24 protein-coding genes and 1 pseudogene are annotated in these 26,677 nt (G+C 35.5%); 11 read left to right on the top strand and 14 right to left on the bottom strand.

Going from position 1 to position 26,677, the window contains the following annotated elements:
- Positions 1 to 6: 6 nt before the first annotated feature.
- On the bottom strand, positions 7 to 288 hold the full coding sequence (locus JFU54_RS20320) for a YkvA family protein (protein ID WP_000733844.1): 282 nt from the start codon (positions 286 to 288) through the stop codon (positions 7 to 9).
- 241 nt (positions 289 to 529) lie between these two features.
- Positions 530 to 940 (bottom strand): VOC family protein, encoded by a 411-nt coding sequence (locus JFU54_RS20315; RefSeq protein WP_201066066.1) that lies wholly within the window; start codon positions 938 to 940, stop codon positions 530 to 532.
- Between the two features lie 108 nt (positions 941 to 1,048).
- On the opposite strand from JFU54_RS20315, the gene JFU54_RS20310 reads away from it, so the two are divergent.
- The 4 genes from JFU54_RS20310 to brnQ2 all read left to right on the top strand — a co-directional run bounded on the left by JFU54_RS20310 (position 1,049) and on the right by brnQ2 (position 3,703).
- Positions 1,049 to 1,264: a spore coat associated protein CotJA gene (locus JFU54_RS20310; RefSeq protein WP_002193326.1), complete on the top strand. Its 216-nt coding sequence runs from the start codon at positions 1,049 to 1,051 to the stop codon at positions 1,262 to 1,264.
- An 8-nt stretch (positions 1,265 to 1,272) separates the two neighbouring features.
- A complete protein-coding gene (locus tag JFU54_RS20305; protein WP_000194953.1) occupies positions 1,273 to 1,536 on the top strand; it encodes a spore coat protein CotJB in 264 nt (87 codons plus the stop codon).
- Positions 1,537 to 1,597: 61 nt separating this feature from the next.
- Positions 1,598 to 2,167 (top strand): spore coat protein CotJC, encoded by a 570-nt coding sequence (cotJC, locus tag JFU54_RS20300; RefSeq protein WP_002010774.1) that lies wholly within the window; start codon positions 1,598 to 1,600, stop codon positions 2,165 to 2,167.
- A gap of 219 nt (positions 2,168 to 2,386) precedes the next feature.
- Complete coding sequence (brnQ2, locus tag JFU54_RS20295; protein WP_201066059.1) at positions 2,387 to 3,703, top strand: branched-chain amino acid transport system II carrier protein BrnQ2; 1,317 nt, start codon at positions 2,387 to 2,389, stop codon at positions 3,701 to 3,703.
- A 38-nt stretch (positions 3,704 to 3,741) separates the two neighbouring features.
- Here brnQ2 and JFU54_RS20290 read toward each other — a convergent pair.
- The 4 genes and pseudogenes from JFU54_RS20290 to JFU54_RS20275 form a co-directional block, all read right to left on the bottom strand.
- Positions 3,742 to 5,665 (bottom strand): annotated as a pseudogene (locus tag JFU54_RS20290) (FtsX-like permease family protein).
- 138 nt (positions 5,666 to 5,803) lie between these two features.
- On the bottom strand, positions 5,804 to 6,808 hold the full coding sequence (locus tag JFU54_RS20285) for an ABC transporter permease (RefSeq protein ID WP_201066057.1): 1,005 nt from the start codon (positions 6,806 to 6,808) through the stop codon (positions 5,804 to 5,806).
- 1 nt (position 6,809) lies between these two features.
- A complete protein-coding gene (locus JFU54_RS20280) occupies positions 6,810 to 7,676 on the bottom strand; it encodes an ABC transporter permease subunit (RefSeq protein ID WP_201066055.1) in 867 nt (288 codons plus the stop codon).
- Positions 7,677 to 7,766: 90 nt separating this feature from the next.
- Positions 7,767 to 8,501: a YwaF family protein gene (locus JFU54_RS20275; RefSeq protein ID WP_002125428.1), complete on the bottom strand. Its 735-nt coding sequence runs from the start codon at positions 8,499 to 8,501 to the stop codon at positions 7,767 to 7,769.
- Positions 8,502 to 8,716: 215 nt separating this feature from the next.
- On the opposite strand from JFU54_RS20275, the gene JFU54_RS20270 reads away from it, so the two are divergent.
- From JFU54_RS20270 to entC, 4 genes are all read left to right on the top strand, one after another.
- Positions 8,717 to 9,820, top strand: coding sequence for an efflux RND transporter periplasmic adaptor subunit (locus tag JFU54_RS20270; RefSeq protein ID WP_201066053.1), 1,104 nt, complete (start codon positions 8,717 to 8,719; stop codon positions 9,818 to 9,820).
- Entirely contained in the window at positions 9,817 to 10,491 is a 675-nt protein-coding gene (locus tag JFU54_RS20265) for an ABC transporter ATP-binding protein (protein WP_002087431.1), read from the top strand. Before JFU54_RS20270 ends, JFU54_RS20265 begins: the two co-directional genes overlap by 4 nt.
- Before the next feature lie 26 nt (positions 10,492 to 10,517).
- Positions 10,518 to 11,669, top strand: coding sequence for an ABC transporter permease (locus tag JFU54_RS20260; protein ID WP_002029935.1), 1,152 nt, complete (start codon positions 10,518 to 10,520; stop codon positions 11,667 to 11,669).
- 718 nt (positions 11,670 to 12,387) lie between these two features.
- Positions 12,388 to 13,824 (top strand): cell wall-binding protein EntC, encoded by a 1,437-nt coding sequence (entC, locus tag JFU54_RS20255; protein WP_201066051.1) that lies wholly within the window; start codon positions 12,388 to 12,390, stop codon positions 13,822 to 13,824.
- 175 nt (positions 13,825 to 13,999) lie between these two features.
- Here the strand turns inward: entC and JFU54_RS20250 are convergent, their stop codons facing one another.
- The 7 genes from JFU54_RS20250 to JFU54_RS20220 form a co-directional block, all read right to left on the bottom strand.
- On the bottom strand, positions 14,000 to 15,085 hold the full coding sequence (locus JFU54_RS20250; protein ID WP_063226073.1) for a DUF871 domain-containing protein: 1,086 nt from the start codon (positions 15,083 to 15,085) through the stop codon (positions 14,000 to 14,002).
- The gene (locus tag JFU54_RS20245; RefSeq protein ID WP_201066049.1) at positions 15,075 to 15,353 is read right to left on the bottom strand and encodes a hypothetical protein; all 279 of its coding nucleotides are present in this window, start codon (positions 15,351 to 15,353) and stop codon (positions 15,075 to 15,077) included. The genes JFU54_RS20250 and JFU54_RS20245 overlap by 11 nt, the downstream gene beginning before the upstream one ends.
- Positions 15,329 to 16,639: a PTS sugar transporter subunit IIC gene (locus JFU54_RS20240; RefSeq protein ID WP_001013048.1), complete on the bottom strand. Its 1,311-nt coding sequence runs from the start codon at positions 16,637 to 16,639 to the stop codon at positions 15,329 to 15,331. Before JFU54_RS20240 ends, JFU54_RS20245 begins: the two co-directional genes overlap by 25 nt.
- A 76-nt stretch (positions 16,640 to 16,715) precedes the next feature.
- Entirely contained in the window at positions 16,716 to 17,021 is a 306-nt protein-coding gene (locus tag JFU54_RS20235) for a PTS sugar transporter subunit IIB (protein WP_002087440.1), read from the bottom strand.
- Position 17,022: 1 nt separating this feature from the next.
- A complete protein-coding gene (locus tag JFU54_RS20230; RefSeq protein ID WP_002125414.1) occupies positions 17,023 to 17,343 on the bottom strand; it encodes a PTS lactose/cellobiose transporter subunit IIA in 321 nt (106 codons plus the stop codon).
- Positions 17,344 to 17,453: 110 nt separating this feature from the next.
- Positions 17,454 to 19,394 carry a BglG family transcription antiterminator gene (locus JFU54_RS20225; RefSeq protein WP_201066047.1) on the bottom strand — a complete coding sequence of 647 codons (1,941 nt, stop codon included), beginning with the start codon at positions 19,392 to 19,394 and terminating at the stop codon, positions 17,454 to 17,456.
- A 78-nt stretch (positions 19,395 to 19,472) separates the two neighbouring features.
- A complete protein-coding gene (locus JFU54_RS20220; protein WP_201066045.1) occupies positions 19,473 to 20,561 on the bottom strand; it encodes a DUF871 domain-containing protein in 1,089 nt (362 codons plus the stop codon).
- Between the two features lie 473 nt (positions 20,562 to 21,034).
- Between JFU54_RS20220 and JFU54_RS20215 the strand changes: the two genes are divergently transcribed.
- The 3 genes from JFU54_RS20215 (at position 21,035) to JFU54_RS20205 (ending at position 25,573) form a co-directional block, all read left to right on the top strand.
- On the top strand, positions 21,035 to 22,237 hold the full coding sequence (locus JFU54_RS20215; RefSeq protein ID WP_201066043.1) for an MFS transporter: 1,203 nt from the start codon (positions 21,035 to 21,037) through the stop codon (positions 22,235 to 22,237).
- A 181-nt stretch (positions 22,238 to 22,418) separates the two neighbouring features.
- Positions 22,419 to 23,408, top strand: a complete 990-nt coding sequence (locus JFU54_RS20210) for an NAD(P)-dependent alcohol dehydrogenase (RefSeq protein WP_201066041.1) — start codon at positions 22,419 to 22,421, stop codon at positions 23,406 to 23,408.
- Between the two features lie 509 nt (positions 23,409 to 23,917).
- The gene (locus tag JFU54_RS20205; RefSeq protein ID WP_201066039.1) at positions 23,918 to 25,573 is read left to right on the top strand and encodes a Na/Pi cotransporter family protein; all 1,656 of its coding nucleotides are present in this window, start codon (positions 23,918 to 23,920) and stop codon (positions 25,571 to 25,573) included.
- A 34-nt stretch (positions 25,574 to 25,607) separates the two neighbouring features.
- Here the strand turns inward: JFU54_RS20205 and JFU54_RS20200 are convergent, their stop codons facing one another.
- Complete coding sequence (locus tag JFU54_RS20200; RefSeq protein ID WP_201066034.1) at positions 25,608 to 26,606, bottom strand: YhdH/YhfP family quinone oxidoreductase; 999 nt, start codon at positions 26,604 to 26,606, stop codon at positions 25,608 to 25,610.
- Positions 26,607 to 26,677: the final 71 nt, after the last annotated feature.

Below are 26,677 nucleotides of genomic sequence, written 5' to 3'. Positions count from 1 at the left end.
CAACTCCTATCCTACGTTTACGTTATGCTTTTCTTGTAATTGAACTGGCGCCATCTTTACAATTCGGTTCAAAATAAATAACACAATTCCAATATCATCTAAAATACCAATGAACGGTAGGAAGTCTGGAATTAAATCGAGCGGCATCGCTACATAACCAACTAAAAAAGCAATAGATAAAATTTTCTTCTTTATTGAAACCTCTTTTGAAGTAAAAAAGTCAAATAGGAATGGAACAAAACGGCGGACATGAAATACAACTCTTAATCTACTTATAAGTTTTTTCATTTTTATTTCTCCTCTCTTTGTATACAAAAAGGACCCTACCAAATATGGTAAGGGTCCTAAAAAAGACAAGAAGGGGCCTTTACCATTGCTGGTAAAGGTCTCACTAACAACGAATCGTTGCCAATAAAGCCGAGGGTTTCTCCCTGTAATGACGACTTTACTGTAATAAGTTACTCCCCTTTAGATACACAATTTTATACAATCACATTAAAATATTTACCTAAGCTTGTCAATATTTTTTTCATTCACCATTCAGATTATTACATTGCAAAAAGCTCTCTTTCACGTTCTCTATTGAAGTAAATTGGAGTGTATAACCATCTGGATCAAGAAATATTATTTTAACTTCTTCCCCGCGGCGCTTTTCTACAAATGATATTTGATAAAACGCTAACTTTTTCTTTAACCGCTCGATATTTGTAGTTTTTAACAATAGTTCCTTCACTGATGAGGTTACAGTTTCTCTATACTCTCCCAGTCCCCTGTTTACAACAAAACAAATTCTCGTTAAACCAATATCATACCACACACCTGTTACACGTATTTGTGGCCTCTCCTCGCTCGGTTTAAACCCTAGAATTCCTTCATAAAAATATAATGTTTCCTTTAAGTTTTTAGATTCTAAGACAATACATGTTGTAACACTTTCCATCCGCACTCCCCCTGCCCCTTTTAGTTTTCTATATGAGTCATAATTTGCAATTATGTACGAATACAATACATAGTGATGAATATTTCATTTATAAAGGAGGCGTGTAACATGGATAAATTCATGAAATCTTACATACCTTATCACGGTCCAAATGATCCTTGCCCTCCAATTGGAAAGAAATACTACTCAACTCCCCCACACCTATTTATGGGCTTTCAACCACCTAACTTACCCCAATTCCCACCAAACGAAGCTTTAAGAAAAGGGACTTTATGGCCTGCTTTTTATGATTTTTATGAAAATCCTCACAAAAAAGGACGGTGAATAAAAACGTGACACAAACATTGCCTGATGAATATTACAAATGGATTGAAGAACTACAAGAACTAGACTTTGTATTAGTTGAACTTACCCTCTATTTAGATACGCACCCCGACGATACTGCAGCTATAAATCAATTCAATGATTTCTCCTATAAACGAAGAGTATTACAACAAAAAATTGAAGAAAAATACGGGCCACTTCAGCAGTTCGGAAATAGTTATTCTAACGCTCCATGGCAATGGAGCCAAGGACCGTGGCCATGGCAAATATAAAATGAAACTTTAATCAAGTGGAGTTTACGGGCAGCAAATAGCGGGATAAAGGAGAGAAACTATGTGGATTTATGAAAAAAAATTACAGTATCCTGTTAAGGTGAGTACTTGTAATCCAGCACTCGCCAAATTATTAGTTGAACAATATGGCGGTGCGGACGGCGAACTGGCTGCTGCTCTTCGCTACTTAAATCAACGTTATACAATTCCTGACAAAGTCGTTGGCTTACTAACTGATATTGGTACAGAAGAGTTCGCACATTTAGAAATGATTGCTACAATGATTTATAAATTAACAAAAGATGCAACACCTGAACAAATGAAAGCTGCCGGATTAGACGCGCATTATGCGAATCATGATAGCGCCTTGTTTTACCATAATGCAGGTGGTGTTCCTTTTACTGCCACTTACATTCAAGCGAAAGGAGATCCTATCGCAGATTTATACGAGGATATTGCAGCTGAAGAAAAAGCACGAGCGACTTATCAATGGCTAATTGATTTATCAGACGATCCCGATATAAATGATAGCTTACGCTTTTTACGCGAACGAGAAATTGTCCATTCTCAACGTTTCCGAGAGGCTGTAGAAATTTTAAAAGAAGAACGTGATAGGCAAATTTATTTTTAATACACATATCCTAGCGATATGTGTTTTTTTACGTTAAAAGTAAAATCCTTCCTCATTAACATATAAATAGTATATTTATTCAATTTTACGCATTATTTTAAAATATTTTTAAAATTCCCTCTTGCTTTCTAGTCATCAGACCTTTAAAATAATAACAGTCAATCGACAAATTATTTGAATTTTCGACAAAAAAACGCTCATTAGGAGGCTTTTCTTTATATGCGTACAACTTTAAAACCAGCGCAAATACTTTCGATTAGTTTATTACTATTCGCAGTTTTCTTCGGTGCTGGTAATATGATTTTTCCGCCTCTTCTCGGTCTTTCTTCCGGAGAAAATATGTGGGTTTCCATTACAGGATTTATTATTACAGATGTCGGTTTATCTTTACTAGCTATCGTCGCTGTTGCCCTTGCTGGTGGTAGTTTTAATACTTTAGCGAGCCGTGTTCACCCAAAATTCGCAGCAGTATTCGCTATCATTATTTATCTTTCCATCGGCCCACTATTTGTTATTCCACGAACTGGAACTGTATCTTATGAAATTGGGATTACACCACTTTTCCCAGATCAATGGTACTCTATGTTAGTTTTTAGTGCGATTTTCTTTATAGTCGTCTACTTCTTATCGTTAAATCCATCCAAATTAGTAGATCATATCGGAAAAATATTAACGCCAATTTTGCTTGGAATTATTGCAATTATGGCAACAAAGGCGATTCTTTCACCAGTATCGTTCGCAGAACCTGTTGGTGACTATAAAGAAATCCCATTTTTCAAAGGATTTCTCGAAGGCTTTTTAACATTAGATGCAATCGGAGCTCTCGTATTATCAACGATTGTTGTAAATGCAATTCGCCAAAACGGTATACAAGATAAGAAATCCATTGCGAAATATACAATTATTTGCGGAAGCATTGCGGCTCTTTTCTTAACAATTGTTTACTTCTTACTAGGTTATATCGGCGCTTCAAACGGAAACTTAGGACAATTTGAAAATGGCGGTCAACTATTAGCAACTATTATGTATCAATTCTTTGGGACAAGCGGTAATGTTTTATTAAGTATCGCAATTATAGCTGCTTGTTTAACGACTGCAATCGGTGTTGTAAGTGCATTCGCCAACTATTTCACAACAGTATTAACAAATGTTTCATATAAGAAGCTTGTACTATACGTTTGTATTTTTAGCTTCGTTATTTCAAACTTAGGATTAAGTTTATTAATCAAAATTACATTACCCGTATTAATTATTTTATATCCAATTACAATCATTTTAATTTTCGTATCATTTATCGATAAATATACGAAACGTAAACCTTCTGTCTATATCGGAGCGATGATCGCAGCATTCATTATTAGCTGTATTCATGCACTTGATAATGTGGGAATGATACCAAGTTTTATCGCTAATATCGTACACACAATTCCTTTTTATAACTTAGGAATCGGCTGGATCGTTCCAGCAATAATCGGTGGTATAATCGGATACTGTATTCCACAAACAGAAGCTGCAGGTGAAGTTTCTACAAAATAAAGAAAACAAGCAAGCATGAAATCCATGCTTGCTTCTTTTTATTTTCTATCGCTGAATACAGTATTTGTATATGAGCGAACAGTTAACATATAGTAGCCTAAGTAAATCATGATATACACTCCTATACTACCTAGTAAAGGAAGACTATATTCAAACATCCCTGTAAAGCCCATCAAACTTAAAAATGCAAAGAATGTATGACAAATCGCAAGCAGTAATGGTACTACGAAAATCGCTCCTACTTGTTTTCTTACAGACTCTGTTGCTTCTCTTTTCGTTAGTCCGATTTTCTTTAACATTCCATATGCTGGTCGCTCTGCCAGCGCTTCTGTTATTTGTTTAAAGTATAAAATACAGCCAGTAGCAAGAATAAAAACAATCCCTAAAAATACACTTGCAAATAACAACACTGCACCATCTTGCAACTCAGCTTGACTCGCCTGTTCAAATGATTGGAATTTCGCTTCCTTAAAAAGAATAGTCTCTAGCTCTTTCGTTAGCTCTCTACTACCGTTTCCTTCAACGATAAATCCACTTACCTTTGAAACAGCATTTCCTTGCTGCAACTTATTAAATAACGAGTCTTGAACAACAAGTCCAACTGGCGCAAGTTTCGCACTAACAATTGTTTCCTCACGATGCTCAACAATTGTTATACCATTCTTCATCCCTTCAAAGGACACGTTGTTTCCTTCAAGCGAATTCTTTTCAATGTTATATGATTTATACGGATCTAATAAAATTGCTTCCTTTTCCGAATGAAGCACAGCTTTTTTATTCCCTAACATAGAAGCTGATTTATTAAAATCCGACTCTTTTATAACTTGTACATTACCATTACCTATTAAATACCCAGTTAATATTTGTTCTCCATCTATCTTCCCTTGCATAGAAAGTAAAGCTACGGACGTTTCATTTTTTATTCCTAACTCATGTTTTTGAATTTCTTCTCTAACTTTCTTATCTAATTCCTTTCCAGTTGTTACATACTCATAACTAACTGGATTCATTAATGTCGCCGTTTTCTGAGCCCCATAATACATACTAGAACTAATCCCAATTGTACATAACGTCACTGCACTTAATAAAGATAATAACGCAAGCATCTTTACGTTCCCTTTTATTCTAAAGAACAGTGAAGAAATCGATAAAATGTTCGTTCCATTCCAATATTTCGTTTTATCTCCCTTTATTTTATGGAGTGATTTCACTGTATATTGCTCAAATAGTAAAAACGTACCTTTTACAATACACCCAAAAATAAGTAGACCTGTAATAAAAATTGCTCCAAACCCAAAAACTTGTGTGAGTAACGCAATTATTATAACCTGTAATTAATAAAACAATCGCTCGTTTTGCCTTCTTACTTGAATACGTAGGTGCCTCTTCCTTCTGATTTTCACCATATAGTAATTCAACTAAACGATGCTCATAAATTAACTTTTTACTTTTCCATGATGCAATAAAGAAAATCGCACCTATCGTTATAAGGACTTCTACTATAGATAAAAATGAAATCGTAAATGTGAACGTAAACGCACTTCCCATTAACTTCACAAGAAGCCCTGCACATATATTCGCTATAAATAAACCAGAAATAATACCTAATACACTTGCCGCAGCACCAACTAGTAATGTTTCATAAAAGAGTAACTTTGCAATTTCTTCTTTACGAATTCCTAATAAACTATACAATGCAATTTCTTTCTTCTTCTTTCGTAAAAAGAAGCTATTACAATAAAAAATAAATATCGTCAAAAAGATAATCAATAATATTTGTGCAAACGTAAATGTCGTTTCCACCTTATCTGACTCTTTTAAAAGAGCTACTACACTTTCATTTCGTTTAATCGATACGAATGTAAAATAAATAATAATGCTGCCTACTAATGAAATAAAGTATAGAAAATAATCTTTCATATTTCGTTTTATACTACGCTTTGATACTTCTAAAAAATCCATCGTATACCTCCATCCGCTCTCGCATGTCTCTATACATGCAGTGTATACGAAAAAAAATTCCTCCCTATCGATTTTCATTACACCTCTCTTACAATATTGTAATATAACAAAATAAAAGAACCTAGTTTCCTAGGCTCTTCACATCGTATGTTTAAAAGTAAATAACTCTTCTTTTGACTGCACAGCAGGCTGTTCCTCTTCTACATCTTTCCTCTTTCTCTCTCCTCCTAATCTTACTTTCAACATCGCCTCTTCTATACTTTTCACAATCATATTTCCTGAAAAAATAGTAAGCCCGAAAAATGTAATTGGGACGAGAGGAATCCATGGATGCACTGTTAATGACCTAAAGTATACTCCAATTAAACCTGACCATTCATGCGTATAAGATTCCACTTCTTCCACCGGCCCCATAAAGTTAACTGTTCCACCAAAGAATACTTCCAGTAACCCTAAGTGCAGTAAAATAGTAAGAGTCTGCGTAAACTGTTGAAGAAATACGAGTATAAACGTCATATAGAGATGCGGAAAAAGATGTTTTATAACAATACGTCTTCTCGATCCGCCTAATATGCGCGCGGCATCAATAAATTCTTCCGTTTGTAATTTACGAACTTCCTTCGCAACATACAGTGCAATAACCGGCATCGCAAGCATTACAAGTAATACCACTTGAAATGAAGCTCTTTCAAAAAAGGTTGTTGTTTCCTCTCCACTTCCAAAGGTATTCACAGAGTGAAGAAAGAAATACGCAATCATAACTGTCGGAATAACTGTAAAACTATCAAAAAAAGCCTCGATTTTTGAAAACCCTCTTTTTATGTACGTTCCGAGTACAACACCAAAAAATACACCTATTACCATTCTAAGTGCCGCAATTAAAATAGATATCCCAATCGTCCACTTCGCGCCTTCAATGACTAAATGTAAAAGGTCATATCCTTTCCGGTCTGTCCCGAGTAAAAATTGTAATGAAGGTGAAAACGGTGGTACTTCTGGATTTCCATCCGCATCATATTGCAGTGTAACTTGTCTAATGTGCCCACCATTCCATATCGTATTTCCGATGCTCAAAAGAACTAATATGAGAAGAAATCCAATGCTCATCCAAAATCTTTTATCACGTTTTATATACGTCCACATATTATAATCTCTCCTTCATCGCAGCTGGAATGAGATAATGAAACAATTTGAATAAAATAAAAATCGGAATATAAATAAGCAGCACACTAACGATGAAAACCTCAACCCTAATACCTTCATAAGATTTCAAAAACATAAAAATACCACCCGTATTAAAAATCCATTCTATAATATATAAATTAGATAACATAAAAAAAACATTCGTTTTCGCAAAGAAAAGTGTACTAAGCAACACATTTCGTAAAATATGACGATTTAAAATATGAAAGCGATCCAGCCCTTTCGCCTTAGCAAATAGTACATAATCTTTTTCTAGCTCATTTTCAAAACGAAGCACTAACATTTTTACAAACATAATCGTAGTCGGTATACTCAAACAAAATATTGGCAATCCTCTAATCGACTCGCCTCCAATTGACGCAATTTGAAAAGGTAAAAAACCTGTTTGTTTAAAAAACCATATAACTAAAATTTGTGATACTAAAATAAGAAGAATGTCTGGAATGGATTCTAGGAAGATGAGAAATGATTTAATTCGATGTTGTATACGCGGTGAACTACTCATAATCATATAAACGATACAAAATGCTACAAATAATGAAATGAAAAAAGCGGCCAAAAAAATAACAATCGTTTCTTTATAATGGACAAACAACTGTGGGAATAAAAATTTATCTCTCACATATTGCAAATTGGAGAAATCCATTAAGTTCGCAAATACTTCTTTTAAACTCTTTATGTACTCTGATACATGCAGCTCAAATCCATAAAACAACTTCGGCAGTGCCCCTAAACAAATAATACCCAAAATCGAAATAATAAATTGAATCGTCACTTCCATCCCATTCAAAAAAACTTTTTTGACCACGTTTTCCCTTCTCTCTATATGTAATTTACCCTCTAATTTTATTCTTAATTTTCTGAATTGTAAATATTTATAAGATAAAAAATCACTAGGTTATGATCCTAGTGATTCTTTATGCGCATGCCCTTCTCTTTTCACAAACGGCATATACAAAATAAAACATCCCATAAGCGCAGCTATTTCTAATGAAATGATATAGTAAGGATGCGGCCCTAACATATCGAGTAATGAAGCAGTTTCTGGCTTACGAGCTAAAAACATATAATTACCGCCTGTTTTGTAATTCACAAACGAAACAATTGGAATCAATATATTTAAAAATACCATCGTACGCTTAATAGATTGTAATGTCGGACGATATCCTTCCACCCATGTCATAAAGAGTGGTGCCCAAATGAGCAATATATGTGCGATAAAGAATTCTATAAAGCGAAAATGCGGAAAAGCATATTGCACGTTCGGTGTTAAAATAGCTTGCGATGCACCGATAATCCCTGTAAAAAACACAATCTCATATATTCGATAGCTTTTCGTTACAATCATAATCGATGCTAACAATAAACTAATCGTACATAACTCAAATGGTAATGAAGTGCCTAGCTCAAAAATCCCAGCTTTCCATTCCCACATATGAAGTCCAATCTCACTCCCTATAAATAGAAATGCAATTGCATATCGAACCGTTATATTCCACTCACTTTGACGCAATAAATCTTGGTATTGATACAGAAAAAATATCCCCACCAACATAATAAATAATATAATGACATGTTGCCTCGAGTACGGAATAAATGGTTTTAATGGATGCGCACTAAAATAAGCTTCCATCTTCCTTCCTCCTCTCCTTCATACAATATTATTGTTAGAAAGAAACAACGAGTCAATTCATTTGCTTAAACTAGCTAGGACAACCTCTACCTTACATTTAGATATTCATACCTTACAAAACTGTAAGGTTATTGTAAGCTAAAACGATTTGTCAGATTCTTCACCTCTTTTATACTTAATGTAGATACTAAAACGAACGAAAAGGTGATAAATAGATGAAGAAGAAAAATAAAGTGTTAATTACTAGTGTAGTAGCGATCGGAATTGCAGCTGGATCATATTTTGCTTTAGCTGGCGGTAGTTCAGAAGTAGCAATGGCATATAGCGGATATAAAGTAACAGAAAAACAAATTGAAAACGCGCAAAAATTTGGCGGTGAAGTCATTCCAAACGGCATCGAAACAATTTCATTTGATCCAACAAAAGGTACGTATGAATTAGCTGTTAAAAAAGGTGACGAAGTGAAAAAAGGGCAGCTTCTATTTAAATATAATGACCCTACTGCTAAACAAGGTGTAACAGAAGCAGAAATGCAAAAGAAAATTGCACAAAAAGAAGTGACATTATATCAAAAACAAATTGATGCAGCGAAACAAAAATTACAAAAAGATAAAAATGCAGGCCTTCCCGCTGAAGCATTAAAAGCATCAGAAATTGAAGTTGGGCAATTAGAATCACAACTTGAAATGAAAAAGTTTGAAGTAGAAAAAGCTGATGAAATGATTAAAGTAGCAAAAGAGAAAGTAAACACACTTTCTGTAACGAGTCCAACCGACGGTGTAATTGATGATATCGTAAAAACTGCTGATGAAAAAACAGGTATGAGTGGCATTACACTTCGTCACGCTGGTCAATTTAAAGTAAAAGGTCAACTTTCTGAATATGAACTTGCTAGTATGAAAGTTGGGCAAGAAGTAACTGTTTCATCAAAAACTGTCGCTGGTAAGACTTGGACAGGAAAAGTAACAGAAATCGGTTCTACACCATTAAAGAGCATGGACGAAAATAAAACTGTTTCTAATTATCAATTCACTGTCACATTAGATAATAGTGAAGAATTACAAAACGGCTTCCATGTTTACGTAACAAGTAAATCTGGCGAAGCAACTGGTACGATTGTTCCGAAAAGCAGCATTGTGAAAAAAGGTGACAAAAATGTTGTCTTCGTTGTAAAAGACGGTAAAGCGAAAGAACAAGCAGTTACTGTTGAATTCGAGACAGATAGCGAAGCAAAAGTTTCTGGAGTGAAAAAAGGAGAGGAAATTATCTCTAAACCTGAAAAAGACTTAAAAGACGGTATGGAGGTTGTCACTCAATGATTAACTTAAAAGGCATCACGAAATCTTTCCAAAATGGTGCAGAGTCCGTTCAAATATTACACGGAATTGATGTAACACTAAACCAAGGAGAATTCACTTCTATTATGGGACCATCTGGTTCTGGTAAATCAACATTAATGAACATTATAGGTTGCTTAGATAAACCAACGACAGGTGCGTACGAACTAGCTGGTCAAAACATTTCAAACATGTCTGAAACAGAACTTGCACATGTTCGTAATAAAGAGATCGGATTCATATTCCAAAACTTTATGTTATTACCGAGACTTACAGCACTTCAAAATGTAGAACTACCTCTTATTTACGCTGGAGTCGATAAAAAAGAAAGACGTGAGCGCTCATTAGCAGCTTTAACAAAAGTCAGTTTAGCTGATCGTGCTACTCACTTACCAAATGAATTGTCAGGTGGACAAAAGCAGCGTGTCGCAGTCGCACGTGCAATCGTAAATAACCCGAAATTTCTCTTAGCAGATGAACCGACGGGTGCACTTGATACGAAAACAAGTACACAAATTATGGATCTCTTTTACGAATTAAACAAACAAGGCTCAACAATCATTATGATTACCCACGATCGTGAAATTGGGGAAGCGGCAGCACGTCAAATTGTAATTCGTGACGGAAATATCGTCCAAGATTGGAGAGGTTAATTTTGAACACGAGTGAAAATATACGCATGGCCCTTTCCTCTATCTTTGCTCATAAAATGCGTTCTATATTAACAATGCTAGGTATTATTATCGGTATTAGCGCCATTATTACTATCATTTCAATGGGTGATGGTACAAATGCAAAGTTTAAAAAAGAGTTAGGCCAAGGAAAAGATACTGAAGTAACGATTTACTACAACAACCCTGATTATGGAACTGATAGTGCCAAAATCACACCTGATATGCTAAAACGTCTTCAAACTGTACCAGGCGTTAAAGATGTTTATCCAGATGTAAGTATGAAAGTAAAAGCATCTTCTGGTTCAAAAGATGTCTCTCTTGATTTAAAAGGTGGAACAGGCGCCTTTATGACAGATTCGAAAATAAAATTAGTTCACGGTCGTGAATTAAACGACAGCGAATTAAACCAAGCAATCCCTGCTGTTATATTAAATGAAGAAGCTTTCAACAAATTATTTAGTGGTTGGGAATCAAATTTATACACAGATGTAAAAGGAAAGCCGTATAAAATAGTCGGTGTATACGAAACGAAAAACGAATTTGGAATGGCTATGCCTGAAGGTTATACATCTCTTGAAAACGCGCCTGTCATTTCAGGAGTAAATGAGTATGACTCTGTAAAATTAACAATGACCTCTCCAACAGAACGTAAAAGTGTAGAAAAACAAGCTGTTTCTGTTTTAAACGACATGAAAGCTCCTAAATTCGAGCACAAATTCGAAGCACAGGACTTAGGTGAATTTACGAAGCAATTAGACGAATCCATCGGTATGATGAAAATGGTATTCGGTGGCATTGCCGCTATCTCCTTACTTGTTGGTGGTATCGGTGTAATGAACATCATGCTTGTATCTGTAACAGAACGTACACGTGAGATCGGTATTCGTAAAGCACTTGGTGCAACGCGCGGTAAAGTATTAACACAATTCTTAATTGAATCTTGTATTTTAACAGGACTCGGTGGTTTCATCGGATTCATGCTTGGTATTTTCTTCGCTTGGATCGTCTCAATCTTTGCCGGATGGCCACTCGTTATCTCAAAAGAACTTGGACTTCTTTCAGTAGGTATCTCAATGCTAATCGGTATTGCATTCGGTTTACTACCAGCAAACAAAGCTGCTAAACTTGATCCAATTGAATGTTTACGATATGAGTAAATAAAAAAACGTAGGAGTTTACACTCCTACGTTTTTTATTTTGTTGAAGGCAAATGTAATTTCATCGATGTTTTAACAAAAATAAGAACCTCTAACTTCTATTATATAAAGTGAAACTATAATCAGTGGGGGTTTTGTTCATCCCCCACTGATTATTAGCCTTCACCAATCGGGCTTTTACGGGCAGTTAATCTCCCACCTAACTTCTTTGCTTCAGCCGAATTTTGAGGTGAGGGTTTTACTGCCCACAAATAGCGGGATAATTCTACTGCAACTCACGAACCAATTCATAACGATATCATCCCTTTAATTCATGTTTCTTCTATTATATATGTTTCATGTTGCGATTATCTTTTTATCATTTAAACTTTCATTTCTCACGAAAGCTATCAAGCAATCCTATTATTGCAAAAATAATATGTAAAAGAACAAATTCAAGGCGTAATTTTTTCCATACTACAACTTATTTTGTAACAATTATATCTCTATTTCATTAAAATCCCCCCTATATATACGACTTCACACACAAGAAGATTATATTTTCATAACTACATTGCGATTCAAATAGTTAAATACCCCTTTTTTGTAACGTTACAGAAACATTCTAGTAACACAACTGATACATCATTAATCTATTAGTAATTAAAAAAGTGTTGATTTTATGAATCGTATGTTCTAATCCCCTCAAAAACGCAAAGAAAACGCTATCAGGACATTAATGGAATTATTACAGAATATTAATGCCTCGTTACGAATGCTTTGTAGTTTTGTGTTTTCCGCAAATAAGAAAATAATGGTTGCTATAATGAGGTCAACGAAAACAAATGCAATGGAGGCTATTATGAAAAAATTTATGGGTATAGCAACAGCAGCGGTTTTTGGTCTTGGGATTTTCACAACATCTGCTAAAGCAGAAACAATCGTAACGACTGATGTACTAAATGTACGAGAAAACCCAACTACTGAATCACAAGTTGTCGGAAAGTTATTAGATGGATATAAAGTTAACGTTTTACATACAGAAAACGGATGGTCAAAAGTTAAATTAAATAGTGGTAAAGAGGCTTTCATAAGCGCTGACTACACAAAAGATACTTACTACGTAACAGCAAACGTATTAAACGTACGTGCTGGAGCAAATACAGATTCAGCGATTCTTGGTAAATTGAAAAAAGATGATGTAATCGAAACAACACACCAAGTACAAAATGATTGGATCCAATTTGAATATAACGGCCAAACAGCTTATGTACACATTCCTTACTTAACAGGAAAAGCACCAGTTAAAGTTCAGCCAGTAGTTAAAGCTGAAAAAGTAACTAACGTTCAAGATACAGCTAAAGTTCGTGAAGCAGTTAAAGCCGGGGAAGTAGCTGAAACTCAAGCAAAAGCTAAGGCTCAAGAAGCAACTAAAGCTCGTGAAGTAGCTGAAACTCAAGCAAAAGCTAAGGCTCAAGAAGCAACTAAAGCTCGTGAAGCAGCTGAAACTCAAGCAGAAGCTAAGGCTCAAGAAGCGGCTAAAGCTCGTGAAGCAGCTAAAGCTCAAGAAGCAACTGAAGCAGCTAAAGCTCAAGCAGAAGCTAAGGCTCAAGAAGCAGCTAAAGCTCGTGAAGCAGCTAAAGCTCAGGCAGAAGCTGAAGCTCAAGCAGAAGCTAAAGCTCAAGAAGCAGCTAAGGCTCGTGAAGCGGCTAAAGCTCAAGCAGAAGCTAAGGCTCAAGAAGCAGCTGAAGCTCGTGAAGCAGCTAAGGCTCAAGAGGCAGCTAAAGCTCGTGAAGCGGCTAAAGCTCAAAAACCAGCTACACAACAACCTGTTGCAAAAGAAACTGAAACAAGTGCACCATCTTCTTCTCGTGAATTAAGAGTTCAAGCAACAGCTTACACAGCGGATCCACTTGAAAATGGTTACAAAGCAGGAGACCAAGTAAAATCAGCTATGGGTCATAACTTAACAGCTAATCCAAACATGAAACTAATTGCAGTTGATCCAAGTGTCATTCCATTAGGTTCAAAAGTATGGGTTGAAGGTTACGGAGTAGCAATCGCTGGTGATACTGGTGGAGCTATTAAAGGAAATAAAATCGATGTTTTAATGCCAGATAAAGGTACATCAAGTAACTGGGGACGTAAAACAGTTACAGTGAAAATTTTAAACTAATTACTATATAAAAAAGAGTCAGTCTCAACCTTGAGACTGACTCTTTTTTTATGATTCTTACATTCTTTCTCCTTCTCCCCCGTCCAAGTTAAATCTATCCCTTTGAATTCTATATACGATAGACTACTATTTCAACAGAAAAAAGAGGATGCTATAGCACCCTCTCTTACCTTCCCTATTCCACACAAGTAAACTGTGTCCAAGCTCCTACATAATCTAGTAAGAATAACTCTTCTTCTGCAATTGTACCGACAATATTTTTCCGTTCATCTATTGGCATTTCTTTCAGAATGATTTGTAGTTCACCTTTATACTTTCCAAATAGGTTATTACCAATTACAACTTGCCCTCTTTCCTGTCGTACACTTTCGCGCACTGGGAAGTCATAGTCTTTGTACTTTTTACGTACTTCTGTAGAACGTACCATATACTCTGTTATGTCACCGCGTCTTACGTGTAATTCTTGCAGTGTCGCTCTCTTCTCTACTTCAGTCGCTTCGTCTACAAATTGTACCTTTAGCTGTAACATGTAACGATTTAAGTTTCCTAGTTTCTCTAACTCTTCTTCACTCGCATAAGCATTTCCGATAATAACATCATCAATAAGCCCTGTTGCCCATAAATGTTTCGCTTGTACTTCAATTGGTAAGTTACGATGTTGTTCTAACGTACATAATCCGTCATTAATATCCCATGGACCGATGTCAGCTGCATGCGATGTAATAAAGGCTGCACTGCGAATACCATGCTTTTTGAAGCGTTCACTACAGCGAATGAAATAATCATACGGAAGACCAGTAAATTTTTGCGGATAAAAATTGTGACAACCAATTAAAGCTGATTTATTCGCTTGATGCGAAAGGATATTTTCTAAATAGGCAATATCATTACTTACATTCAGCTCAATTTTTAAGCCATATGGATTATTCGTCATTTTCGCTTCTGTTAACCCGTCAAACCCTACATCTAAACGAATTCCATCTGCACCTAACTCTGCAAAGAATGATAGATCACTATAACTAATACCAAGTTGATCGAATACAGCCGGAGCTACATCTAAAATAACTTCCATATTATACTCTTTTGCATGCCCAATAATTTCTTTAAATTCAGCTACAATTTCTTCTTTCGGACGATTCACAGATAATAGACATGTAAATATTCTTGAAAAACCGTGGCGTGCCGCTGTCGAAATGTATGCCATATCTTGTTCTTTCGTTGAATGCTCTGGATAAAGTGAAATTCCTAATTTACGCTCCATGCTTTTGCATCTCCTTCACACGTTGTATTAATGTCATGCTCGTAAATCTATATTTTGCAGATAAACATGTTGCACATAAAATCGTTGGTACGATGATAAAGTACGGTGATTCTAAACTAAATGCCACATAAGCCCCCATTGAACATCCAATAAATAATATCGACACAAGTAGTAAAACTAATAGCGATTTACTTTGTACCCACTTTGAATAATGTGCAATACACTGCCCCGCCACGAATGTAATTAAGATGATAATTGCTCCGAGCATTCTGTTTTCTCCTCTCCTGCTAATTGTTGCTTCTCATACATTTTGAAGAATGGATAGTAAATAACGAATGAGATAACAAAGTTAACAAGTACAAGTACACCAGCCATAATTGTCCAGTCCGTACTAATAATCGCTGCAATTGGCGCTAACATCGTAAATGGCAGCTTCGCCATCATGAGCGGAATCATACCTGAAACAACTGCGAAATATGATACCGTCGTTGTAACTAACGGTGTAATAACGAACGGAATAATTAAGATTGGATTCATTACAATTGGTGCCCCGAAAATAATTGGCTCGTTAATATTGAATAAACCTGGTACGAATGATAATCTACCTAACTCTTTTAAGAACTTAGATTTAGAGAACATAAACATAATTACTAAAGCTAACGTTGAGCCTGATCCACCAATCCATACGAACCATTGAATAAATTGCTCTGTAAATAAGTTTGGTAACTGATGTGCATTTCCTGTAGCCGTGAATACTTCCATATTTTCAAGAATTGCTGAATCCCACATCGGACGGATGATTGGTCCTAAAATCGCTGGGCCATGTATACCGAACGACCAGAAGAACACGATTAAGAATACTGTTAATAAACCGCCGAATAAATTATTTCCTACTAATACTGATTTTAATGGTGCGATTAAATATGTGATTGTTGTGTTTACATCAAATTTCAAACCGTAACGAATACCCCAGAATAAAAGAATAACTACTAAAGTTGGAATTAATGCTGCAAACGAGTTTGCAACTGCTGGTGGTACACTATCTGGTAATTTAATCGAAATATTATGCTTAATCATAAAGTGATAAATTTCTACTGCAATTAATGCTGTCACAATAGCTCCAAATAAAGACGTAGCACTTAATGTCCCTACTGAAATATATCTTCCTGCATCAATAACACCTGGTACAGCTTTTGTTATTTGAATTGGTTCAACTGATGCTAGTAAAAAGGCGAGTACAGATAATAATCCTGCACTTAATTGATTGAGCTGATAAAAGTTCGCGAGTGAGGCCCCTACCCCAAATGCTGCGTATAAAGCCATTAAGCCTACTGTAAATCGGAATGGAATATCTAAAATATGACGAAACGGTGCAATCCACTCCATATATGCATCAATTGGTAAGTTTAAAAAGATAACGAAAAATGACCCGACAATCGTTAACGGTAATGTAGAAATAACTCCATTTCGAATTGCTAATAAATGTCGTTGCCCCGCAATCTTTTGCGTTGTTGGCATAATCTTCTGTTCCATAAAACTCATAAAACCATTCATCGATAACCCTCCCTATGTTCAATCTGACAAAAGTAAAAGTTATAACATTATAATGTTTATATTTAAAAAAATATAATTACGCTAAAACTAATTGTTCAGCTTGCTTAAGTACTTTCAAACCATCACACATACCATAATCTCGCTGCTCTATAATTGCAACTGGTATATCGTATGACTTTGCAAGAAACTCTACCGCTGGAAACAAATACTTCACCTGTGGTCCAATTAAAACAACATCAGCATTTTTTATTTCCAGTTTCACAAGTTCCGAATCAACTGCTTTAATTTTATAATCCTTCCCTTGTTTCTTTGCCTCTTCTTGCATTTTTCTTACAACCATACTCGTTGACATGCCTGCTGCACAACATAATAAAATGTACATATTATACTGTCACTTTCTCTTCCACTCGTTTATGAAGAGTAATAAATTCCTCAGCAAGTTCTTTCACTGTAATGGCATTCATTAAATGATCTTGTGCATGCACTAATAATAAACTTATTTCTGCATGATTGCCTCTTGCTTCCTCTTGAATTAAATCGGTTTGAATACGATGAGCGGATGATATTTCCTCACTAGCAAGTTCCATCTTTTCACTCGCATTCTGAAAATCTCCTTGTCTTGCAAAAGCAATTGCTTCAAGTGCCGCGCTTCTCGCGTTACCACCATGTAAAATTAACGCAAATGGAGTTTGCATATCAGTCATTTTAAATTCCTCCAAGCTATGTTTTTTCTATATTTTCATCTTATTATGAAAACGCATACAATTAAACATAAAAAACTTCCGTTATGTAACGGAAGTTTTAATATACTTTTTCATAATGATAGTAAGATTTCTTGAAAATCATCAACAGCTTGAGCCTGATGCAATTTTTCTATTATAGTTTGATTAGACATAATATCATATAAAAAATCATAAAGCTTTTGTAAATCTTCATTATTATTGCGCTTCACACTAAATAAAATAATAACTTGTACTTTTTTATCTCCCCAGTCAATCGCCTTATCGAGTGTACAAAACATCAAAAATGTCGTATCGCTTAATAATTGCATCGGATGCGGAATTGCCACTAAGTTTCCAACCGCTGTAGGAGATGTGTTCTCTCTCTCCATAACAGAAGCATAAAAGTTTGCGGGTACATAGTTTTTCTCAGCAGCTTTCTCACATAAAAACTGAATAACCTCTTCTTTCGTAGAAGCACTACGATTTAAGAAGATCAAATCTTCCTTAATATATTGCTGCATACTATCATTCACATGTGTAAATAACTGCTTACCAATTGATTTAATCTCTTTATCATCAAATATTGAGTTTACCTTTATAACCGGAACAGGCAAACCACTCGGTATATGAATCGTACTAATAATACAATCTATTTTATCTTTATAAAGATCTTCCACTTTCAATTGATAGTACCCTGTAATACCTACAATCTCTAGTTTATCTCGGAAATGTGATAGAATTTTATATTTCAGTAGTTGTGCACTCCCTTGACCAGTTGCACAAACTAATAAACATCTTTTCTTTTGATTATTTTCCTGCAAGCGGCTCATCGCCCCACCAAAGTGAATGGCAATATAACCAATCTCACTCTCTGGAATGGATTCACCCATATATTCACCAATTATATCTCCAACGAGAACTGCAATTTCAAAAGCATATGGATAATTTTTTTTCACTTCTGCCAAAAGAGGATTTCTCGTATTTAACTTATATCTCAAACGATTTAATAACGTTTTTAAATGAACACCAAAACCAAATAATAATTCTTCATCGTAATAAAAAGTAAGATTCCGTTCTTCCGCTACTTTGAAAAGAATATGCTGCATGAATGCATATACGTCTTTCCCTAATAGCTCTTCCACATTTTCATAGCGATCTCTCGCTGTAACAGCAGTACTTAATAAATGCATCGTCACATATAAAATTTCTTCTTCTGGAAATTGAAGTTTTAGCTCTTCCCCTAAATTCCCTAAAATCTGTTTCGCAATTTTATATTCTTTCTTTATTATAAGTTCAGATTCCTCTACATGTAGTGCTTGAATGTAATGATCATCCCTGCATCTCTTTAAAGCAATCGCAATATGAATTGATAAATTATCAATTTCTATATCTGATAAATATATCGTTCCTCCCTCGATATACTTTAGTATAACTGAGCGGATGAGAGAAATATGGGGTAACGATAAATATGTGTCCGTCTGCTCATAGTTCTCATGAAACGGAGTATGGTCATAACGTGGCAAACCATATTGTGATAAACAAGAACGAATATTAAATTCTTCTCCTACAATACGTATACCATAATATGGTCTTTTTTCAATTTGTAACTCATAGCGACTACAAATATCCGTAACATCTTTCATAATTAAGTTTACAGTAGATTTACTCACATAAATCTCTTCCGCTAGCTGTGAAAGCTTCACATACCCATCTGTCGTTAAAATACGGTGTAAAATATAAGCTACTCTTTCTTCATAAGAAGTTGGAATCTTTTCTGTCTGTTTTTGAAATACATTTACGCAAAAATCTTCAAACTTCTTAGTTTGTATAATTTCTAGTTCGTACCCATTCCCTCTTTGTGATTCAATTTTCGCTCCGTGTTCTTCCAATATATCATTTAATAATTTTATATCCTTTTGAATCGTCTTCGTTGATACGTGTAAACGGCTCGCTAAAAAAGCTCGATTTAACATCGATTTCTCTTCTAAAAACTCCTCTAAAATGGAAATTAATCGCTGATGCACTTTTGTCATAGCTCTTCCTCTCGCTCTTTATATAAAAGGGAAAAAGCCACTGAAATCAGTAGTTTTTTCCCTTTTATCCCGCGTTCATTATTTCTTTAGCGTAAATCCAAACTTATCCCAAGCTTGTAAATAATCTAATAAGAAGATTTCTTCCTCTATAATTCGGCCAACTACATTTGTTTTTCCTGTATTCACCATATCTTTTAAAGCAATTTGCAATTCACCTTTATATTGGCCATATTGCTCATTATCAATTAAAAGATCGCCACGCTTAATTTCACGCGTATTATGCGGTTTAAACTCTTCTTTTTTATATTTCACACGACTTTGTGTAGAACGAATCATATATTCAGATACATCCCCGCGATAAAAATGAGGTTCTTCTAATACGATAATTCTTTCTAAATCTGTTGTTGTATCATATAGTTCTATATCAAATGTTTGTTTCTCTTTATTTAACGTACCTAGTGCTTGTAATTCTTCTTCTGAAGCATAAGCATTCGCAATAATAACATCATCAATTAATTCTGTTGCAAACAAATGCTTCGCCTGTGTTGTCATCGGTAATTCGCGATGCTGCTCTAACGTACATAACCCTTCTGTTACTGGCCAAGGTCCATATGTTGCATCGAATGATGAAATAAAAGCAGCTGTTCTCATACCGTAATCTTTAAATTGTTTCGAGCATTTAATAAAATGATCGTATGATAATCCTGAATAACGATGCGGATAGAAATTATGACAGCCAATTAAATTTTCACGATTTGGTCTATGACTCATAATGTTATCTACATACTTCGTACCGTTACTCATATTAATCTCAATTTTTAAACCGTATGGATTGTACGTCATAATCGATTCTTCTAATCCTGAGAAACCAACATCTAAACGAATACCGTAAGCACCTAGTTCATGGAAAAACGATAAATCATTATAAGAAATACCTAGTTGCTCAAAAACAGACGGACTAATATCAACTAATACTTGGAACCCTAATGCATTTGCATGAGAGATCGTTTCTTTAAACTCTTCTATAATTGTCTCTTTTTCGCCATCTACAGATAATAAACATGTGAATACACGTGTAAATCCGTATTTACTTGCTAATGTTACATACTCTTTATCTTTCTCTACTGTCGAATGTTCTGGATAAATAGAAATACCTAATCGTCTCATATGTACACGCCTCTTTCTTCATCATATTGTAAACCCTTTCAAATATATGTAGCGAAAAAGTATGTATCCCCTTCTCTTCCACTACAATTTGAATCCGCTTTCTTTAAAGAAAAAACAATTTCTATCATTCATAACAACTACTAGTCTATACATCTATACTTTACATCTTTTTTTCATAGTTGTGTAGTCTTTCCACAAATTTGTCAGTTTTTTTGCCTTGAAAATTGTTATACGTTTTCAAGGCACCTTCCTTGACTGTTACGTTGACCACTACATATACTCGAAAGAACAGAGATAAAGTGAAACTTTAATCAGTGGGGGTATTGTTCATCCCCCACTGATTATTAGCCTTCACCAATCGGGCGTTTACGGACAGCAGGGCTCCCACCTAACTTCTTTGCTCCAACCAAATTTTGAGGTGAGAGTCTTACTGCCCGTTAACGCGGGAAAACTTTTATATAGGGGATGAATATATGGGAGAGGCAGTACTCGTAAAACGAGAACCGTTATGGACAAAAGAGTTTATTGCGCTAATTCTAGCAAACTTATGTATGTTTTTAGGATTTCAAATGTTAATTCCAACTTTACCTGTTTATGTGAAAGAAATTGGGGGCACAAGTTCAAATATCGGATTCGTTGTCGGCATGTTTACCGTTGCAGCACTTTTTATTAGGCCGCTAACTGGAAATGCCTTGCAGAAATTCAACAAAAAAATCATTTTAATGATCGGTACCGCTATTTGTTTACTCGCTATGGGCAGTTATCTTTTCGCTTCAACCGTTTTCCTATTGCTTGCCGTTCGAATTTTACACGGAGCTGGTTTTGGTATTACAACGACTACATACGGAACTGTCGTTTCAGATTTAATTCCGCAAGCTCGCCGCGGTGAAGGCATGGGATATTTCGGTCTTTCTGGAACTATCGCCATGGCGCTCGGTCCGCTTATCGGACTTTGGCTTATGCAAGCATATAACTTCACGATTCTTTTTTTATGTGCACTTTCATGCACAATAGTTTCATTAATATTAACGAAACTACTTCAAATCAAAAAATCGCCGCAACCACCACAGCAAACATCTGGTACCTTTCTCGATGGATTTATTGAGCGTAAAGCTTTACTTCCTTCATTATTAATATTATGTATTACATTAATGTACGGGGGAATTGGGAGCTTTATCACATTATTTGCTACGGAAGTCGGGATTGCTGATATCAGTCTCTTCTTTTTATTTAACGCACTTGCAATCGCTGTAACTCGCCCGTTTTCTGGAAGATTATATGATACGAAAGGCCATACATTCGTCATCATTCCAGGAGTTATTATTACGTTTACAGGTATTATCTTGCTGTCGTATACAACTACAATTCCGAGTTTAATTATTGCCGCATCGTGCTACGGCAGTGGTTTCGGAGCAATTCAACCGGCACTACAAGCATGGATGATTGACCGAGTAGCACCGCATCGGAGAGGAGTAGCAACAGCAACATTCTTCTCAGCATTTGATCTTGGAATTGGTGCTGGAGCGATTATTTTTGGATTCATTGCACACTTTACCAACTATGCAACTGTATATCGATATTCCTCTCTATTACTTATCGCTTTTCTTTTCATTTACATCACAAGCTTACGGAAGCAAAAACAGGGGGATAAAACAAAAGAAAAAGCCGTTGGGTAATGCTAATTGGTTCTTTTTCGAAGTACTTGGACCAAAAAATCATGTATACACATTTGTAAAAAGCAGTGGATTCCTAAAAAAATCACACTGCTTTTTGCATTGTATTGAAGAGTGAACCGCTGTTCTATTTATTCATGTTGTTCGTATGATATTAATATAGAACGAATTGGAGGAAATATTAATGAAAGCAATAGTGTACACAAAATACGGTCTCCCCGACGTTCTTCAACTGAAAGAGATAGAAAAACCTGCTCCTAAGGACAATGAAATACTAGTAAAAATAAAAGCGACAACCGTAACAGCAGGAGATATTCGCTCACGAAGTTTTACGGTTCCCTCTTCTGTTTGGCTACCCGCTCGAATCGCACTTGGCTTTAAGCAACCGAAAAAACAAATACTCGGAATGGAATTGGCTGGTGAAGTTGAATCGGTAGGAAAAGACGTCACACGATTTAAAAAAGGAGACCAAGTTTTTGCAGCTACCCAAGTAAATTTTGGTTCTTATGCTGAGTATATTTGTCTACCTGAAGGTGGAGCAGTGTGCATGAAGCCCTCCAATATATCCTATGAAGAAGCCGCAGCCATCCCAATTGGAGCACGTACAGCTTTATTTTTCCTTAGGAAAGCTAACGTTCAAAGCGGTCAAAACATTCTTATTTACGGAGCTTCTGGAAGTGTCGGAAGTTATGCAGTACAAATTTCCAAGTATTTCGGCGCAACAGTTACAGGTGTGTGCAGTAGCTCCAATTTAGAATTGGTCAAATCTCTAGGAGCTGACGAAGTAATTGATTACACCACAAAAAATTTTTCTACTACAGACGAAACTTATGATGTTATCTTTGAAGCGGTAAACAGGAGCTCCTTTTCAGAGTGTATTAAAATGTTAAAGGAAGATGGTACCTATATAAATATCGTTGAACCGTTACCAAGTGCTCAAATGTTCTGGACTAAATTGACAAGTCGCGTGAAACTCATATTAAGTCAAAACGCACCTGAAACTTCCGAAGCATTAAATTTCCTTAAAGAACTTGTTGAGGACGGTAAAATAAAAGTGGTCATTGATAGGCAATACACTTTTGAGGAAATTATTGAAGCTCACATATATGTTGAAAAAGGACATAAGAAGGGAAATGTCGTCATAACTATGGAGCATAATGACGATTCTAAATAAAGAAAAAACACTTTGCATAATTGTTAAAATGCAAAGCACCGAAAGTTTTTAACATAAAAAAGCAGAGCAAATTCATATGCGAATTGCTCTTTTTTATTGTTGCGAGCATCTCAAAAGAAAACAGTTTAAAATAATTTAATCGTTTTTTACTTTCATTAAATAAATCCATTTCAAACCTCCCCCGTTTCCCTACATATTTTTCTAACTTTAATCAAAAAATATGCAAAGAACCATCATCATAACAAAATAAAATTCCAATCCGCATACCCAGTTGGGTAGTTTCCCTTCACCTATTTTTACTATCAATAAATAGTGTGATAAATGTGACTTCTTCACAAAATAGTCATATACCATGCATGAAAACCAATTAAATCCAGGTGTTTCTTTAAAGAATTGTAAACTTTTTATCACTTTGTAAATTTAGTGTAAATTTTACAGACAAACCGTTTACAGTGCCTCAAGGTTTAGTTAATAATTACATCGTACATGAAATTTAAGGAGTGGAATGCGTGGAATACAATATTCAAGATATGATCTTCCAGTTCATTGGTGGATTAGGTATTTTCTTATTCGGGATTAAATACATGGGCGATGGACTGCAACAAGCAGCTGGAGATCGTCTTCGCGATATTCTAGATCGTTTTACAACAAATCCTCTTATGGGTGTACTAGCAGGTATGTTAGTTACTGTATTAATTCAATCAAGTTCAGGAACAACCGCTTTAACAGTCGGACTTGTAAGTGCCGGATTTATGACATTAAGACAAGCAATTGGTGTTATTATGGGTGCGAACATCGGAACGACAGTTACTGCATTTATTATCGGAATTAAAATCGGAGAATACGCTCTCCCAATTATGGCAGTTGGAGCAATCTTACTATTCTTCTTTAAAAATAAAAAAGTACATTCTGTAGGTCAAGTTGTATTCGGTTTTGGTATGTTATTCTTCGGTTTAGAATTAATGAGCGCAGGTATGAAACCTCTTCGTTCTTTAGAGTCATTCCAAGAGTTAATGGTTAGCATGAGTGATAATCCAATTTTAGGAATTGTTGTTGGTACAGTCTTCACTTTAATTGTACAAAGTTCAAGTGCGACAATCGGTATTTTACAAGAACTATTCGGCCAGGGTGCTATTGATTTACAAGCTGCTCTTCCTGTATTGTTCGGTGATAACATCGGTACGACAATTACAGCCGTATTAGCAGCAATCGGTACTTCAATTGCAGCAAGACGTGCAGCATTAGTTCACGTTATCTTTAATATTATCGGTACCATTATCTTTACGATTATATTAATACCATTTACAAGTTTAATTCAATATTTCCAAACGTCATTAAACTTAAATCCAGAAATGACAATTGCATTTGCACACGGGACGTTTAACGTAACGAATACAATCATTCAGTTCCCATTCATTGCAGTATTAGCATGGATTGTAACAAAACTTATTCGTGGTGAAGATGCATCTATTAACTTCAAACCACAGCATTTAAATCCAATCTTTATTGAGCAATCTCCAGCGATTGCTTTAACAGAAGCTCAAAAAGAAATTATTCGTATGGCTGAGTTTTCATTAGATGGACTAAAAGAAGCTAATCAATTTTTAAATACACAAGACAAAAAACACGCTAACATGGCTACTCAATTAGAAGGAGCTATTAACAATTTAGATAAAAAAATTATCGAGTATTTAGTTTTACTATCAGAAAAACCACTTTCACCTACAGACTCTGAAAAACATTCAGTTTTAGCAGGTGTTGTTGGAGATATTGAACGTGTCGGTGATCATGTAGAAAACCTTGTAGAACTTGTAGATTTCCAAATTTCAAACCGCGTTTCACTATCAGATGAAGCACTAGCTGAATTAAATGAAATGCTTGAATTAACAATTTCAACATTACAAGATGCAATCAATGCTTTAACAAACTTCGATACTGAACTAGCACAAACGGTTATTGCAAAAGAACGTAAAATTGACCAAATGGAACGTGTTCTACGTAAACGTCACGTATTACGTCTGAACGAACGTAGCTGTTCAGGTGATGCAAGTATCATCTTCGTTGATATGGTAAGTAACTTAGAGCGTATCGGTGATCACGCTGTAAATATTGCTGATGGTGTTTTAGGTGAACAAGGAAAAGTAAATTTAAAACAATCATTATAATAGGAAAGAGACGCTAATTTAAGCGTCTCTTTTTTCATTTCATCTTTACAACCGTTCTTCCTTTTAACTTTCCTTGCAGTATAAGTGTAAACTTCTCATCTAATTCTTTTAATGTACATTCTTCTGTATAAGATAATAGCTCTGAATTTTTCCACTCACCTGCTAGCAATGCCCACACGTCTCTTCTCACATCTACCGGACATTGAACTGAATCTATTCCTAAAAGGCTAATCCCTCGTAATATGAATGGGTATACAGTTGTATTTAATTCATGCCCTGCTACGTTACCACACGTTGTTACACAGCCTCCATACTTAACTACCTTTAAAGAACTTTCTAACATGCTTCCGCCTACGGTATCGACAACCCCAGCGTATATTCCTTTAAGCATCGGTCTTCCTGATTCATCACTCAACTCCGCGCGATGAATCATCTTTTTTGCACCTAAACGTAGCAGCATCTGTTCCTCTTCCATTTTCCCAGTTGATCCTACTACGTCATATCCTAGCTTCGCTAAAATGCTAACTGCTACACTGCCTACTCCGCCCGTAGCACCCGTTACTAAAACATCTCCCATACTAGGCGTAATTCCCGCTCTAATGAGCTTATATACCGATAAGGCAGCTGTAAAACCGGCTGTCCCGTACATCATACTTTCCTTCAAAGACATTTCTTTCGGTAAAGGAACAACCCAAGATGATGGCACGCGAATATATTCTCCGAAACCACCAGAAGTATTCATACCTAAATCATATCCAGTTACAATAACTTGATCACCTTCCTGAAAGGCGGTATTCCCACTACTAACAACCTCTCCCGCTGCATCGATGCCTGGTGTATGAGGATATGTTCTCGTTACACCTTTATTACCAGTAGCTGAAAGGGCATCTTTATAATTTAATGAAGAATAATAAACACGTATTAATACGTCTCCTTCAGGTAAACTATTGACTTCTCTCTCAACAAGCTTTCTTTCAAATTGATTATTTTCTTTTTCGTTCACGACAATTGCTCGGAATGATGTATGATTCATTATGCTCTCTCCTTCATCCGTAAAATCTTTCTTTATTATATAAGAAATACACATACAGCTAATCACATCTT

The organism is Bacillus sp. TH19 (assembly GCF_016651075.1).
GTDB classification, from domain to species: Bacteria; Bacillota; Bacilli; order Bacillales; family Bacillaceae_G; genus Bacillus_A; species Bacillus_A mycoides.
This window is presented reverse-complemented; position numbering and strand designations above follow the sequence as displayed.